The 14495-nt window shown below is 69.4% G+C and carries 12 protein-coding genes and 1 tRNA gene; 6 read left to right on the top strand and 7 right to left on the bottom strand.

What is annotated here, in order from left to right; translation table 11 throughout:
- Positions 1-418 precede the first annotated feature (418 nt).
- The 4 genes from ACWDMM_RS29815 to ACWDMM_RS29800 form a co-directional block, all read right to left on the bottom strand.
- Positions 419-494, bottom strand: a tRNA-Arg gene (locus tag ACWDMM_RS29815).
- A 95-nt stretch (positions 495-589) separates the two neighbouring features.
- The gene (locus ACWDMM_RS29810; protein ID WP_449940618.1) at positions 590-1408 is read right to left on the bottom strand and encodes a DUF1542 domain-containing protein; all 819 of its coding nucleotides are present in this window, start codon (positions 1406-1408) and stop codon (positions 590-592) included.
- 73 nt (positions 1409-1481) lie between these two features.
- The gene (locus ACWDMM_RS29805) at positions 1482-2951 is read right to left on the bottom strand and encodes a flavin-containing monooxygenase (RefSeq protein ID WP_195083205.1); all 1470 of its coding nucleotides are present in this window, start codon (positions 2949-2951) and stop codon (positions 1482-1484) included.
- Positions 2952-3031: 80 nt separating this feature from the next.
- On the bottom strand, positions 3032-4174 hold the full coding sequence (locus ACWDMM_RS29800; protein WP_195083204.1) for an acyl-CoA dehydrogenase family protein: 1143 nt from the start codon (positions 4172-4174) through the stop codon (positions 3032-3034).
- Positions 4175-4684: 510 nt separating this feature from the next.
- On the opposite strand from ACWDMM_RS29800, the gene ACWDMM_RS29795 reads away from it, so the two are divergent.
- The 3 genes from ACWDMM_RS29795 to ACWDMM_RS29785 all read left to right on the top strand — a co-directional run bounded on the left by ACWDMM_RS29795 (position 4685) and on the right by ACWDMM_RS29785 (position 8224).
- Positions 4685-5077, top strand: a complete 393-nt coding sequence (locus ACWDMM_RS29795; protein WP_449940615.1) for an ArsR/SmtB family transcription factor — start codon at positions 4685-4687, stop codon at positions 5075-5077.
- Positions 5074-6087 carry a cation diffusion facilitator family transporter gene (locus ACWDMM_RS29790; RefSeq protein ID WP_195083202.1) on the top strand — a complete coding sequence of 338 codons (1014 nt, stop codon included), beginning with the start codon at positions 5074-5076 and terminating at the stop codon, positions 6085-6087. Before ACWDMM_RS29795 ends, ACWDMM_RS29790 begins: the two co-directional genes overlap by 4 nt.
- A 499-nt stretch (positions 6088-6586) precedes the next feature.
- Entirely contained in the window at positions 6587-8224 is a 1638-nt protein-coding gene (locus ACWDMM_RS29785; RefSeq protein ID WP_357111663.1) for a long-chain fatty acid--CoA ligase, read from the top strand.
- 15 nt (positions 8225-8239) lie between these two features.
- Here ACWDMM_RS29785 and ACWDMM_RS29780 read toward each other — a convergent pair whose 3' ends face one another.
- From ACWDMM_RS29780 to ACWDMM_RS29770, 3 genes are all read right to left on the bottom strand, one after another.
- Positions 8240-8788, bottom strand: a complete 549-nt coding sequence (locus ACWDMM_RS29780) for an HD domain-containing protein (RefSeq protein WP_449940612.1) — start codon at positions 8786-8788, stop codon at positions 8240-8242.
- A 124-nt stretch (positions 8789-8912) separates the two neighbouring features.
- Entirely contained in the window at positions 8913-9305 is a 393-nt protein-coding gene (locus ACWDMM_RS29775; protein ID WP_195083199.1) for an SCO5389 family protein, read from the bottom strand.
- A 62-nt stretch (positions 9306-9367) separates the two neighbouring features.
- Positions 9368-10432, bottom strand: a complete 1065-nt coding sequence (locus ACWDMM_RS29770; RefSeq protein WP_449940608.1) for a nitronate monooxygenase — start codon at positions 10430-10432, stop codon at positions 9368-9370.
- Positions 10433-10628: 196 nt separating this feature from the next.
- Here ACWDMM_RS29770 and ACWDMM_RS29765 point away from each other — a divergent pair, with 196 nt between their 5' ends.
- The 3 genes from ACWDMM_RS29765 to ACWDMM_RS29755 all read left to right on the top strand — a co-directional run.
- Positions 10629-11504 carry a M23 family metallopeptidase gene (locus ACWDMM_RS29765; protein WP_195083197.1) on the top strand — a complete coding sequence of 292 codons (876 nt, stop codon included), beginning with the start codon at positions 10629-10631 and terminating at the stop codon, positions 11502-11504.
- 142 nt (positions 11505-11646) lie between these two features.
- A complete protein-coding gene (locus ACWDMM_RS29760; RefSeq protein ID WP_195083196.1) occupies positions 11647-12630 on the top strand; it encodes a LuxR C-terminal-related transcriptional regulator in 984 nt (327 codons plus the stop codon).
- 293 nt (positions 12631-12923) lie between these two features.
- A partial coding sequence (locus tag ACWDMM_RS29755) for an amino acid adenylation domain-containing protein (RefSeq protein ID WP_357111668.1) occupies positions 12924-14495 on the top strand: 1572 nt, incomplete at its 3' end.

Here is a 14495-nt window from a genome sequence, read left to right as displayed (position 1 = left end):
TCAACTGGTTGAGGTCGCCGAAGATATCGGCGAACACCGCGACGCGCACGGTCCGGGGCAGTCAGAACACCGCTCTGGAGGCACTGCGCGAACAGGCCGCCCGACGACCACCGAACGAGCCCGACCTGCTCGAAGACCTACCCCGACTCGCGCTGCAACTCACCAACGCCCCCGACGCCCTGCAACGCGACCTGTACGAGGCGTTCGGTCTCGAGATCGTCTACGACCACAACACCAAACGTGCCACCATCCACGCCACACTGACCACGGAAACACTCCCCGCCGCCGCACAAGCCACCGCCGCGCTGACCGCTATCGCACCCCCGGAACCCGCCGCCGAACCGCCGCCAGCATCAAACCAAACCAGCACACGGCCCGTCGCAGGTAGGGCAACAACTGAAAAAGTTGCCCATGATGTTGGTGCCCTCGGCAGGATTCGAACCTGCGACACCCGCTTTAGGAGAGCGGTGCTCTATCCCCTGAGCTACGAAGGCTGGGTGGGTGGGTTTGTGGCCCGCCCGGGACGTTCGCAGTCTACCGGGTATCGGGCTCGGAGTCCGCATCGCTGTCGGGAGGGCTGGTGGAGGGGTCAGAAGCCGCCGTCGAAGCCGCCTCCGTCGAAGCCGCCGCCTCCGTCGAAGCCGCCTCCGTCGTAGCCGCCGGAGTAGTCGCCACCCGAGTAGTCGCCTCCGTCGTACCCACCGGAGTAATCCCCACCCTGGTCGTACCCGCCGCCGTCCGCGGCCAGTCCGTCTTGGAAGCCTTCGCCGTAGCCGCTCTCGAAGCCGTGGGCGTCGTAGCCGACTCCGGACATTCCGGAGAACAGGGAGGTGAACAGGAGGGCGGAGCCGATGCCCCAGGCGCCCGCGACCATCGCGGGCTTCCACCAGGGTTCGGAGTACCACCCGGCGGGTACCGGGCGTCCGGCCACTCGGCCGCCGGGGTAGTAGTTCGGGGTCGAGGCCGAGGGGTCGGGGGCGGCTGCGATCTGCCTGCCCTCGTACTCGACTACGCGTTTCTCGGTCACCTGCCCGGCGGTGTCTTGGCCGTCGAGGCCGGGGATCGCGGGGCCGGGGTCCATGTGCATCGCGGTGCGTGCGGCCCTGATGTAGTAGAGGCCTTCCAACGCGGTCTGTTTCGCCAGCCGTGCCTGGGTGGGCGTGCGGGCCTGGTCGATTTGCGCGCCGGCCGCGAGATGCCGTTCGGAGGCGTCGGCGAGGGCCTGCGTGGCGGCGTCGTTGCTGCCGGAGAGGCTGTAGACCTGGCCGCCCAGCCGTTCGTTCACTTGCCTGGCGTCGGCGAGCGCGTCGGCCAGCTCGGTGGCTCTACGCTGTTCGCCCTGTTGTGACTGCCATATCAGGAGGACGATCAGCGCGCCGAGGACAAGGGCGATAAGCAGCCACAACATGGGCACCTCTTCCGCGGGATCTCGGACAATGCCAGTTTACTGTCGGCTTGCTGAGGTCTCGCTGAGTGTGCGGTCACGGCTTCGCGGGCGCCTGCGCCTCGTCGTAGTCGGCGGGGTCGAAAGTCCTGGTCTTCCAGCGGTAGAGCACGGTGGCCCCGGGCCAGTTGTTGGTGATGCGGCCTGAGGCGTTGCGGTACCAGCTGGAGCAGAAGTTCCACGGTGTGTCCTTCAACCGCTTCTGCAACCAGGCGTCCCAGCGCTGCTCCGCGGCCGGGCGGGCGGCGAGGTAGCGGCCGGGGCGATCGGCCAGGTACTGCACGACCTGGCGGATGTAGCGGGCCTGGGACTCGAGCATGTAGATGATGGAGCCGGCGCCGACGTTGGTGTTCGGGCCGTACATCATGAACAGGTTGGGGAACTGGGGCACCGAGAGACCGAGGTAGGCGCGCGCGCCTTCGTCGCCCCAGACATCGGCCAGCTTGCGCCCGCCGAGGCCGTAGATGTTGATCGGCGCCAGGAACTCGGTGCCCTTGAAGCCGGTGCCGAAGATGATGACGTCCACTTCGTGCTCGACGCCGTCGGCGGTGCGGACGCCGGTCGGCGTGATCGCCTCGATGGCGGTGGTCTCCACGGTGACGTTCGGCTGCGCCAGCGCGGGAAAATATTCGTTGGAGAACAGTCCGCGCTTGCACCCGGCCGCGTAGTCAGGGGTCAGCTTCGCGCGCAGTTCCGGGTCGGGGACCTGCTTTTCCCGGTGCCGGTCGGCCAACGCGATCACGGGAGTCTTGATCGACGGGATGTCGGTCAGGCCGAGGGCGAGCAATTCGAAGATCGACCAGATGGCGAAGCGCTCGGCGAGCCGGCTGGGCGGGAAGTATTTGAACAGCGCATGGTGTACAGCGCTGTACTCGACGTCGGCCTTCGGCAGCACCCAGGCGGCGGAGCGCTGGAACAGCGTGAGGTGGCCCGCGGTCGGCTGGATGCGCGGGATGTACTGGATCGCGCTGGCCCCGGTGCCGATGCAGGCGATGCGCTTGCCGGTCAGGTCGACGTCGTGGTCCCATTCGGCGGAGTGGAAGGCGGGGCCGGTGAAGGTGTCGATGCCGGGAATGTTCGGCAGCGCTGGGCGCGACAGCTGGCCGACGGCGGGGACGAGGATGTCGGCGGTCAGTTGCGCCCCGTCGGCGGTGCGGACGGTCCACTGGCCGGTGCGCTCGTCGAACTCCGCGTCGGTCACTTCGGTGCCGAAGCGGATGAAGCGCCGCAGGCCGTGCCGGTCGGCGACGCCACGCATGTAGTCGTGGATGTCGCGCTGTTCGGAGAAACGCCGCGGCCAATCGGATTTCGGCTCGTAGGACCAGGAGTACAGCGGGGAAGGCACGTCGCAGGCTGCGCCGGGATAGGTGTTCTCGCGCCAGACGCCGCCGAGGTCGGTGGCGCGCTCCAGGATGGTGAAGTTGTCCAGCCCGGCCCGCCGCAGCTCCAGCGCGATGCCGAGCCCACCGAATCCGGCCCCGATGATGATGATGGACGGCGTCGTCATCTTCTCAGGGTACGAGCCGGTATCCGCAGGTCCGAAGACATCCGCGGTCATTCAATCGGCATTTACGGCCACCTGTGGCATCAGTTCCCGGCGAGCTGGCGCGCGATGACCAGACGCTGAATCTGGTTGGTGCCCTCGAAGATCTGCATCACTTTGGCTTCGCGCATGTAGCGCTCGACCGGGAAGTCCTGGGTGTAGCCGTAGCCGCCGAAGACTTGGACCGCGTCGGTGGTGACCTTCATGGCGGCGTCGGTGGCGACGAGCTTGGCCACGCTGGCCTGGCGCGAGTACGGCAGGCCCGCGTCGCGGCGGCGGGCGGCGTCGAGGTAGGTGGCGCGAGCGGAATCCACCGCGGCGGCCATGTCGGCGAGGACGAAGCCGAGCCCCTGATGGTCGATGATGTGGCGGCCGAACGCCTCGCGCTCCTTGGCGTAGGCGACGGCCTCGTCGAGGGCGCGCTGCGCCAGTCCGGTGGCGACCGCGGCGATGCCGAGGCGGCCGGAGTCCAAGGCGCTGAAGGCGATCGAGAGTCCCTGTCCCTCGGCGCCGACGCGACGTTCGGCGGGCAGGAACGCGTCGTCGTAGGCGGCGGTGGTGGTGGGCACGGCGCGCAGGCCCATCTTCTCCTCCGGTTTGCCGAAGCTGAGCCCTTCGGTGTCGCGGGGGACCAGGAAGCAGGAGATGCCGCGGGAACCTTCGCCGGTGCGGGCGAACAGGGTGTAGAAGTCGGCGCGACCACCGTTGGTGATCCAGGCTTTGGCGCCGGTGATCCGGTAGCCGTCCGCCACCGGGGTGGCGCGGCAGCGCAACGCGGCCGCGTCGGACCCGGCGTGCGGCTCGGACAGGCTGTAGGCGCCGATGGTCTCGCCGGAGAGCATGTCGGCCAGCCAGCGTTGCTTCTGCTCCTCGGTGCCGAAGGTGAACAGCGGATGGCACGACAGGCTGTGCACGCTGACGGCGACCGCGACGGCGGCCCAGCGGGCGGCCAGTTCCTCGAGCACCTGGAGATACACCTCGTAGGGCTGCGCGCCGCCGCCGTATTCCTCGGGATAAGGCAGGCTGAGCAGCCCGGCCGCGCCCAGCGCGGGGAAGACGCCGTCGGGGAAGATCCCGGTCTTCTCGCACTCGGCCACGCGAGGTTCGAGCACCTTGTCGGCGATGTCGCGGGTCAGTTCCAGCAGGTCCCTGGCCTCGGGGGTGGGCAGCATTCGGTCCACTGGCATGTCGTCTACTCCACGGTCGCTCGGTGCGTCTCTCGTGATTCACAGTAACGGGGTAGTGGTCGGGCGCCCGACGGCTCGTTCATGTCGGCGGGTGGCCGTCGAACGGGTCGCGGCCGGGCCGCACGGCTCGGGCCGGATCGCGCCGGATACCACGGATCGGTGCGGAATGTTCCGATCGGAGCGCGGTGCAGCGCCGGAACGGCCGTACTGCACGTGCAGCTGTGCGCGCAGGTGCGCGTGAACGTCGCTGCGACGCTGAGGCATTCACACTGGTCACCGCCACCCCTCCGGACGTATGCCCACATGGCGGGAACGTCGTGCCGATCGGTTTGTCTCATTCAGGTGATATCAGTCCGCTCGCCTGGCGCACCGACGCGACCGTCGACTAAGACAGAAGACCTGTTCGGGTTTCGGGGTCGACCGGTGTGTCGGCGGCAACGCAGGGGGTGCCGCCGCCACATCGGCCCGGAGCGCTGGTAACGGTGCCCCGTCCTGCTCTAGTATCTGCGTATGAATGCAGATAACCAGGAACTGCGTCCGCGTCTCGCGGAGGATCAGGTCGGACTGGTTGTCGAGGTGTTCCGGATGCTCGCCGATCCCACTCGGGTGCAAGTGCTCTGGGCGCTGGTCGACCGCGAACTGTCGGTGAACGACCTGGCCGGCCAGGTCGGCAAGCCGGCGCCTTCGGTGTCGCAGCACCTGGCCAAACTGCGCATGGCGCGGTTGGTGAACACCCGCCGAGCGGGGACGACGATCTTCTACCGCTTGGAGAACGAGCACGTCCGCCAGTTGGTGGTGGACGCGGTGTACAACGCCGAGCACGCGGGGCCCGGTGTTTCCGCGCATCATCGTGGGGCCGGCGCGCTGCGCGAAGTCCCCGGCCGAGACGAGGCGAGCGCATGACCCATCGGCACCACCACCACGACGGACATCACCGGCATCGTTCCGGTCCGTTCGGCGTTCTGCGGGAGATCTTCGTCCCGCACAGCCATGACGCCGCCGACAGCATGGACGACGCGCTGGAATCCAGCGCGATCGGCATCAGGGCGGTGGAGATCAGCCTGGTCGTGCTCGGGTGCACCGCGGTGCTGCAACTGGTGATCGTCGCCGCGTCCGGCTCGGTGGCCCTTGCCGCCGACACCGTGCACAACTTCGGCGACGCGCTGACGGCGGTCCCGCTGTGGATCGCGTTCGCGCTCGGCCGCAAGGCCGCGACCCGTCGCTACACCTACGGCTTCGGCCGCGCGGAGGACCTGGCCGGTCTCTTCGTCGTCGCGATGATCGCCTTGTCGGCGTTGATCGCCGGATACGAGGCGGTGCGCAGGCTGCTCGATCCGCAGCCGCTCGAGCATCTTGGCTGGGTTGCCGCGGCCGGGTTGGTCGGGTTCATCGGCAACGAGACGGTCGCGCTGTACCGGATCCGCGTCGGCCGGCGGATCGGCTCGGCGGCGCTGGTCGCCGACGGCCTGCACGCGCGCACCGACGGGTTCACCTCGCTGGCCGTGCTGTTCGGCGCGGGCGGAGTGGCACTCGGCTTCCCGCTCGCCGACCCGATCGTCGGGCTGCTCATCACCGTCGCGATCCTCGCCGTGCTGCGAACCGCGGCACGCGACGTGCTGCGTCGTCTGATGGACGCCGTCGAGCCGGGGATGGTCACCGCGGCCGAGCGGGCGCTGGCCGCCGAGCCGGGCGTGCAGAGCGTGCGCAGCCTGCGGATGCGCTGGATCGGTCACCGGTTGCACGCCGATGTGGAACTCGACGTGGCCCCGACGATCACGCTGGCGCAAGCCCATCGCGTCGCGCACGAGGCCCAGCACGCCCTGACCCATGTGGTGCCCGAGCTGGACACGGCGGTGGTGCACGCCTACCCGGCGCACACCGAAGTGGTGGTCGACGGGACCGTTCGGACCTGAGAGATCGGAGCGTCGAGCTGACCAGCGGAAACTGATGGCGTATGCCCTCGGATGGATGCGCGGGTCTTGGCTCGCCACTGCTGCCCGAGGCGGCCTACCGTTGGGTAGCATCCCCCGTGTGATGTGGCTCATGGTCGATGCGTGCTGAACCATGCCGCCGCGTATCCCGACTTTCCCTGACCTGCCCGACCTGGTTCTCCGCGGTCACGACGCGGAAGATCGCGACCGCGCCTCGATCGGCCCTGAGGCGCATCCGGCCGCTGTCGGCTTCGTCCGCGAGAACGCCGAGTGCGAATTGCAGCGCCGCATCACTGCGCAGCCGGCCCTCCGGGCCCGTGGGCGAGCCGTTGTCCACCGGGCGCCGGGCCACGCGCGCGTTCTGTCTCCCGAAGTGACCCGCGGGGTGGGGTTGCCGCACGGGAGCGCATCGAAGCCCCCGAAGGTGGCCGCAACCGACTTGGCTTTCTGACGGGAAGTCACCGAAGAAAAAGGAGTTCCGATGTTGAGCACTATGCAGGACGAGCCGTTGTCGTTGGCCACGTTGCTGCGCTACGCATCGACGTTCGCCGGGGATTCCACCGTGTCCACGTGGACCGGCACCGGCGTGCGCACCATGACCTATCGCGAGGTCGGCGCCGAGTCGGCGCGGTTGGCGAACGCGCTGCGCGGGCTGGGCATCGGGGTCGGCGACCGGGTCGGCACGTTCATGTGGAACAACAACGAGCACTTGGTCGCCTACATCGCGGTGCCCGCAATGGGCGCGGTGCTGCACGCGCTGAACATCCGGTTGTTCCCCGACCAGGTCGTGTACGTGGCCAATCACGCCGAAGACCAGGTGGTGCTGGTGGACGGCACGCTGGTGCCGCTGTTCGGCCAGATCCTGCCGCACCTGACGACCGTCCGCCACGTCATCGTGGTCAACGGCGACGCGGCCACGCTCACCGCGCCGGAGGGTGTGCAGGTGCACGCCTACACCGAGTTGCTCGGCGGGCAGCCGGACACCTACGACTTCCCGGTGATCGACGAGCGCTCCGCCGCGGCGATGTGCTACACCTCCGGCACCACGGGCGACCCGAAGGGCGTGGTGTACTCGCACCGCTCGAATTGGCTGCACGCCATGCAGGTCGCCGCGAACAACGGGATGGGCCTGTTCGAAACCGACAACATCCTGGCCATCGTCCCGCTGTTCCACGCGAACGCCTGGGGCCTGCCGTACGCGGCGCTGATGTCCGGCGCGAATCTGCTGATGCCGGACCGGTTCCTGCAGCCGGGGCCGCTGCTGGAGATGATGGCCGCGCAGCAGCCGTCCTTCGCCGCCGCGGTGCCGACCATCTGGGGCGGGGTGCTGGCGGCGCTTGCGGCGAATCCGCAGGACATCACGCATCTGCGCGCGGTGGTGGTCGGCGGCTCCGCGGTCCCGCCGTCGATGATGCGCACCTTCGAGGACTCCCACGGCGTGCGGGTGCTGCACGCGTGGGGCATGACCGAGACCTCGCCGCTGGGCAGCGTGGCGCATCCGCCCGCCACGGCGGTCACCGACGAGCAGAAGTGGGCCTACCGGGTGACCCAGGGCCGCTTCCCCGCCGGCGTGCAAGCGCGTCTGGTCGGCGACGACGGCGTGGTGCCCAACGACGGTGAGTCGCTGGGTGAGCTGGAAGTGCGCGGTCCGTGGATCACCGGCTCGTACTATTCGCCGGACGGCGCTGCGGTCGATCCGGAGAAGTTCCACGACGGCTGGCTGCGCACCGGCGATGTCGGCAAGATCAGCCCCGACGGCTATCTCACCCTGGTGGACCGGTCCAAGGACGTGATCAAGTCCGGTGGCGAGTGGATCTCGTCGGTGGATCTGGAGAACGCCGTGATCGGGCACCCCGCCGTCGCCGAGGCGGCGGTGATCGGCGTGCCGGACCAGAAGTGGGACGAGCGCCCGCTGGTGGCGGTGGTGCTGGCCGAGGGAGCCGAGGCCAAGCCGGAGGAGTTGCGCGACTTTCTCGCCGACAAGTTCGCCAAATGGCAGCTGCCGGAACGCTGGACCTTCATCGCCGAGGTGCCGAAGACCAGCGTGGGCAAGTTCGACAAGAAGCGGCTGCGCAGCCAGTACGCCGACGGTGAGCTGGACGTCACCACGCTCGCCTGATATCGCCGCCCCGCGTCACCACTTCAGCATCGGCAGTGGTGACGCGGGGTGGCTGCGCAGCCGCCGGGCGGCGAGGGTCACGAGCCTGCGGTGGAAGCCGTGGTCGGGATAGCGTTTCGCCAGCTCGCGGTAGGTCCGGCGGGAGACGCCGAACCGGCCGAACAAACCGAGTTCGACGTCGATCGCGTCGGCGCGCCGGAAGATCTCGACCGGATCGTGCGGCCGGCCCGCCGGGCGGAGCTTGTGATGCTGGTCGATCATCGCCACCACCAGTGCGGTCAGGTCGTCGCGGTCGATGCTCGCCAGCCAGGCGCGCGCCTGATCGCAGGAGGGGGCGAGGTAGTCGAAGGTGCCCGCCGACCAGATGCCGATGTCGTGCAGAACGGCCGCGGTCAGGAATTCCTCGCGGGTGCTCGGCGGAGTTCGCCGGTCGTCGGCCATGAGGTCGCACAGCGCCAGGACGCGCAGCACGTGATTGGTGTAGGCGGCGCGGTCCGCCCCGAGCTGTTCGCGCCACGGCGCGAGCCGGACCTCGACCTCATCGCGAAGATCGTTGCTGCTCATGGCGGTTCACCCTACGCGCAGACCGCCGCGGCGGGCGGCGGCGACGCGCGGGCGCGGCGCCGGACACACGAGAACACCCGGCGTGGGCGAAACTGTTTGCCGCGCCGGGTGTTCGGTTCGTGGATCAGCAGTTGCGCAGTTCCGGGCTCTGGTTGAGCAGCTGGGCCCTGGTGCCGATGAACGTGGTGTAGGTATCGCCGCCGACCGCGGAGAGCGGGAACGCGGCGACCCGGTGGCAGTTCTGGAAGGCGAGCTTCACGCCGAAGTGCCGTTCCAGTCCGCCGCGAATCGCGTCGGAAGCCATGGCGCGCAGCAGTTGTCCACGCGCCGTCTCGTCGGGCGGCGCGATCGTGTTGTCGGCGAATTCGGCCGTGCCGGAGCGCAGTTCACCGGCGACGCGGCTGACCACCTCCCAGGCGTATGGCAGCGAATTGCGCACGACCTCGACGAAGTCGGCGTCGTCGACCTCGCCGCGTTCGGCGCGTTCGAGTAGTGCGGTGGGGACATCAAGGGACATGGCGCTCTCCTCCAGTGCTGGACGTCGATGCGATGCCACTGAAGTCTAAACGAAAGTCGTTGTCAATAATGCTGGATTCGGCGTGAAAAAGCTTTTTCCAGTGCGGCTTTCGTGTCGGCGGCCAGGGTCGCGACCAATTCGCCCGCGGGTAGCTCCGGTGCCAGCTCGTGGGTTTGACCCGCCCAGAGGTTGACCTCGTCGGGGTTGCCCGCGGCCCGTGCTGCGGCGCGCAGCGGGGCGGTGGCGTAGTGGATCTCCGGGTATCCGGTCGGCGCTGTTGCGGTGTGGCGCACCAGGAATCGATTGCGCAACCCGCGTGCCCTGCGCCCGGTGAACGCGCGGGTGAGCATCGTCGGAGTGTCGGCGGTCAGCGCGGCGCGGTGCACCTGGCTGGTGCCCGCCTCGGGGCAGCGCAGGAACGCCGTGCCCAGTTGCGCGGCCGCGGCGCCCGCCGCCAGCGCGGCGGCGATGCCCGCGCCCGTCGCGAGGCCGCCGGAGGCCACCAGCGGCCGATCGGTGGCGGCGGCGAGCAATTGCAGCAGCGCCAGCAGGCCGAGCGGGTCGGTGGCGTCGTCGGCGCGACGATCCGTGAACGTCGCCCGGTGGCCGCCCGCCTCCGCACCCTGGGCGATGAGCACGTCGGCGCCCGCCTCGACCGCGATGCGCGCCTCGGCCACCGAGGTGACGGTGACCCAGACTTCGGAGCCGGCGGCGTGCAGCCGTCCGATGTCCGCTGGGCTCGGGCAGCCGAAGGTGAACGACACGGCTGCGACCGGATCGGCGACGAGCAGGTCGAGTTTGGCGTCCCAGTCGTCGGTGTCGAAGCGCGGATCGCCGAGGTCGTGTTCGGCGCCGAGTTCGTTCAAGTAGTCCGCGAGGTCGGCGGCCGGAGTCGGCGGTCCTGGCACGAAGAGGTTCACGCCGAACGGCTTGCCGGTGGCCGCGCGGGTCGCCGCGATCCGCGCCGCGGTGTCGGCGGCGCTGAGATATCCGGCGGCGAGCTGGGCGAAACCGCCCGCCTCGGTCACCGCGGCGGTCAGCTCGGGGGTGGAGGGGCCGCCCGCCATCGGGGCGAGCGCGATCGGAACGTCCAACTCGTCGATGATCACGGTCCGATTGTCGCGCATGCGCTCATTTGGACATGTGACCCAGGCCTCACCAGCGTTTTTCCGCCGGAAGGTTGCGGAATGGTCACGACGCGGTAGAGTTCCCGTCACAACGGATGCCAAACCGTTATTTGCCCGGCTTCATCGGAACGTTATCGAACCGGTTCGGCTCGGGCCCCGGCATCCCGGACCCTGTTGTACGACCGAGGACTCAGCTTTGTCGCAGCACCGTGTAGGCCCCAGTTCCATTACCGTCCAGAGCCTCCTCGGCGACGGCGGCGAAACGGGCCGTCCGACGCGGCACCGCGCCGAACCGTCCGCCACCGAGCGAGTCAAGGCCGCCGCCACCGCCGCGGTCGCCGCAGGCGCCCTGATCGGCGCCGCCAGCCAGGTCGCTCCCGCGCTCGCCTACGCGTCGCCGCTGCTCCCCGGTTCGCACGATACCGACGAGGAAGCGCAGTCCGCGCCCGCCACGGTGAAGGGCACGAGCATCCTCCCGGTCGCCGAGGCGAAGGCCGCCGCCGAGCCGGTGGCGCTGCCCGCGCCGGAGCCCGCCGCGGTGGCGGGCCAGATCGCCGCCCCGGTCGCCGCGCCGTTCGGCATTCCCAATCTTCCTCCGGAACTCGCCGCCCCCCTGGCGCAGGCCGAGCAGGCCCTCAAAGGCGTGCAGCAGCAGGTCGCCCCGGCGCCCGCGGTGCGCCCGGTGGCCGGTGAGATCAGCTCCGGCTTCGGAAGCCGTTGGGGCGCCATGCATTACGGCCTCGACTTCGCCGACGCGCTGGGCGCGCCGATCCACTCGGTCAGCAACGGCACCGTCATCGAGGCCGGTCCCGCCTCCGGTTTCGGTCTGTGGGTGCGCGTGCTGCAGGACGACGGCACCACCGCGGTCTACGGCCACGTGAACGAGATGTTCGTGCACGCGGGCCAGCGGGTGAACGCGGGCGACGTGATCGCCACCGTGGGCAACCGGGGGCAGTCCACCGGTCCGCACCTGCACCTGGAGATCTGGGACCAGTCGGGCACCAAGATCGACCCGATGCCCTACCTCGCCGCCAAGGGCGTGCCCTTGGAGTGGGGCCCGTCCGCGCACTGATTCTCCTGTCCGGCTTGCTATTCCGATCAGCGCATGGTTGCGCGCCGCGTAGCCTCCCGCGTCCCGGTGACGTGGGAGGCGGTTCGCGCGCGGGTCTCGCGGAGCTGACCCATGGGCACCGGTCGGTCGCTAGGCTCGGGCCGTGATCGAGCTGGGCGACATCTTCGAGCCTGGGTCACCGCACGGCCGCGCGTACGCCGTGCTGGTGCACCATCCGCGGTCGAGTCTCGCCGATATCGCGCAGTACCTGGGCGTTTCGGAAGACCTGGCCGCGGAATCGCTGGATGTGTTGTGTGAACTGCACGCCGCGATCCGCATCGAGTCGCCCGAGGGCGAACCGCTGTGGGACGCGCACGCGCCGGAATCGCTGTCCGAAGCCGAGGCACGGCGAAGGCAGCAGGAGATCAACCAGATGCACGCTGCCGCAGCACGATTGAGCGAGACGTTCCGCTCGGTGCGCCGCTCGCCGCGCGGCAACGGCGCGGTGGTGCCGGTGTACGAGCGGCTGGAAATGCTGGCGGATTTCGAAGAGATGCAGACCGGCGCGCGCAGCTGCGTCAAGCTGGTCGAGCGCGGGCCCTATCTCAGCGATCCCGAGCGCGAGCGCCAGCTGTTCGAACTCAAACGGACCAGGCTCGCCGAAGGCATCCGCTACCAGACCTTGTACCAGGACACCGTCTATCAGGACCCGGAGCGCCTGCGCCACGCGCTGTCCACCAACGCGGGCGGCGCGCAGGCCAGAACCCTGCCAGAGCCGCCGTTCAAACTGATCATCAGCGACGACGAACGGGCCAGCCTGGTGCTGCACGCCGACGACCGCAGGCCCGACCCGATGGGTTTGCGCATCACCGGATCGCCCACGCTCGAGTTGCTGATCAAGACCTTCGACGTGCTGTGGACGATGGCCGCGCCCATCTCGGTGAATCCGACCGCGGAGGCGCTGGACGAACGCGATCGCGCGATCCTGACCCTGATGGGACTCGGCGCGACCGACGACACCATCGCCCGGCGGCTCGGGATGTCCCGGCGCACGGTGGTCCGCCGGACCGCACGGCTGCTGGAGCGGCTCGGGGCGAGTACGAGATTCCAGGCGGGGGTGCAGGCCACGCGGCGCGGATGGCTGTGAGCAAGCTCACCGATCGGGGTGGTCCTGCAACACGACGGCGTCCGTACCGATATAACGGCAGGAATCAGGCAAGACACCGATTCCAGGGGGGCGGATGGTGTGCGACGAGAGGACAGCACACAACCAGGGGGCGCGGGGCCGTAGCGACGGCACCCGCGGCAATCCAATACAGCGCGCGGGTTCAGTGGTCAGCCCCTTATATGATTGCTCGGTCCGCGCTGGCCCCGGTTAACAAGCCCTGAGCAGGGTAGAGCACCGGGTCCTGGCTCGATGCGAGAGGTGAATGCACTCGAATGGAAACCGCCCGTCGCTCTGCTCGCAGTAGCCGTCGCCGCAGGTCGGGCAGTCCGCTCTTCGCGCAGCTGCTCACCGCCGCCGTCGAGTCCGCCGCCACCGAAGTCGCGATCCGGTTCAACCCGACGGGGGACCCGGCCGACGATCGCGAGCTCACCTACGCCGAACTGGACGCGGCGTCCTCGCGGCTGGCCAGGGAGCTGATCGAGCGCGGTGTCGGGCCCGGCGACGTGGTCGCCATCGGAATCTCGCGCAGCGTGGAGTCGGTGCTCGCCGTCTGGGCGATCGCCAAGACCGGCGCGGCCTACGTGCCGGTGGATCCGACCTACCCCACCGACCGCATCAACCACATCGTCGCCGACTCCGGCGCCACCGTGGGCCTGACCACCTCGGCGCACCGCCCCGTGCTCGGCACGGGCGTGTACTGGATCGAGCTGGATGACCCGGTGCAGGCGGCGCGCATCGCCGCGCGCCCGGAACATCCCATCTCCTACACCGACCGGGTGCGCCCGCTGGACGAGCGGCATCCGGCCTATGTCATCTACACCTCCGGGTCCACGGGCAAGCCGAAGGGCGTCGTGGTCACCCACAGCGGCCTGGCCGGGCTGGTCGCGGCGGAGCGCGAGCACTACGGCGTGACGGAGGACTCCCGCGTCCTGCACGTCTGCTCGCCGAACTTCGACGTCTCGGTGCTGGAACTGCTGCTGGCCTTCTCCTCCGGCGCGACGCTGGTGATCGCGCCGCCGACCGTGTTCGGCGGTTTCGAGCTGGCGGATCTGCTGCGCCGCGAGCACGTCACGCACATGCTCATCACGCCTGGCGCGCTGGAATCGGTGGACCCGGACGGACTGGACGACCTGCAGGCCGTGGTCGTGGCCGGTGACAAGTTCGGCCCCGAGCTGGTCGGACGCTGGGCGGCCGAGCGCGAGTTCTACAACGGCTACGGCCCCACCGAGGCGACGATCCTGGCCACCAGCACGCCGCCGATGACGCCGGGCGAACCCATCACGATCGGCACGGCCATCCCGGGAGTCGGCGCGTTCGTGCTGGACTCACGGTTGCGTCCGGTGCCGGCCGGGGTGGTCGGCGAGCTGTATCTGTCCGGTCCCGCGCTGGCGCAGGGCTACCTCAACCGTCCGGGCCTGACCGCGGAGCGATTCGTCGCCAGCCCGTTCGGCGCCGACAGCGGCAACCCGGGCGCGCGCCTGTATCGCACCGGCGACCTGGTACGACGCACCGAGACCGGGGGCAACGACGGCGGCGTCATCGAATATCTGGGCCGCTCGGACTTCCAGGTGAAGATCCGCGGTTTCCGCATCGAATTGGGCGAGATCGACAACGCCCTCACCAGCCATCCCGACATCGACTTCGCGGCCACCCTGGGCAAGACGCTGCCGTCGGGCGCGACCGCCCTGGTGGCCTACGTGCTGCCGCGACCCGGCGCCGACGTGGACACCGATGCGCTCGCGGAACACCTCGCCGAGTCGTTGCCCGCGTACATGATTCCGGCGTCGATCATGGTGTTGGATGAGATTCCGTTGACGCCGGTGGGGAAGTTGGATCGGGCGGCG

This window comes from Nocardia sp. NPDC003726 (genome assembly GCF_053586955.1).
This window is presented reverse-complemented; position numbering and strand designations above follow the sequence as displayed.

Excerpts from the sequence above, each read along its gene's own strand:
- ACWDMM_RS29810 (WP_449940618.1), bottom strand. The coding sequence starts at position 1,408 with ATGTTGTGGCTGCTTATCGCCCTTGTCCTCGGCGCGCTGATCGTCCTC.
- ACWDMM_RS29805 (WP_195083205.1), bottom strand. The coding sequence starts at position 2,951 with ATGACGACGCCGTCCATCATCATCATCGGGGCCGGATTCGGTGGGCTC.
- ACWDMM_RS29800 (WP_195083204.1), bottom strand. The coding sequence starts at position 4,174 with ATGCCAGTGGACCGAATGCTGCCCACCCCCGAGGCCAGGGACCTGCTG.
- ACWDMM_RS29795 (WP_449940615.1), top strand. The coding sequence starts at position 4,685 with ATGAATGCAGATAACCAGGAACTGCGTCCGCGTCTCGCGGAGGATCAG.
- ACWDMM_RS29790 (WP_195083202.1), top strand. The coding sequence starts at position 5,074 with ATGACCCATCGGCACCACCACCACGACGGACATCACCGGCATCGTTCC.
- ACWDMM_RS29785 (WP_357111663.1), top strand. The coding sequence starts at position 6,587 with ATGTTGAGCACTATGCAGGACGAGCCGTTGTCGTTGGCCACGTTGCTG.
- ACWDMM_RS29780 (WP_449940612.1), bottom strand. The coding sequence starts at position 8,788 with ATGAGCAGCAACGATCTTCGCGATGAGGTCGAGGTCCGGCTCGCGCCG.
- ACWDMM_RS29775 (WP_195083199.1), bottom strand. The coding sequence starts at position 9,305 with ATGTCCCTTGATGTCCCCACCGCACTACTCGAACGCGCCGAACGCGGC.
- ACWDMM_RS29770 (WP_449940608.1), bottom strand. The coding sequence starts at position 10,432 with ATGCGCGACAATCGGACCGTGATCATCGACGAGTTGGACGTTCCGATC.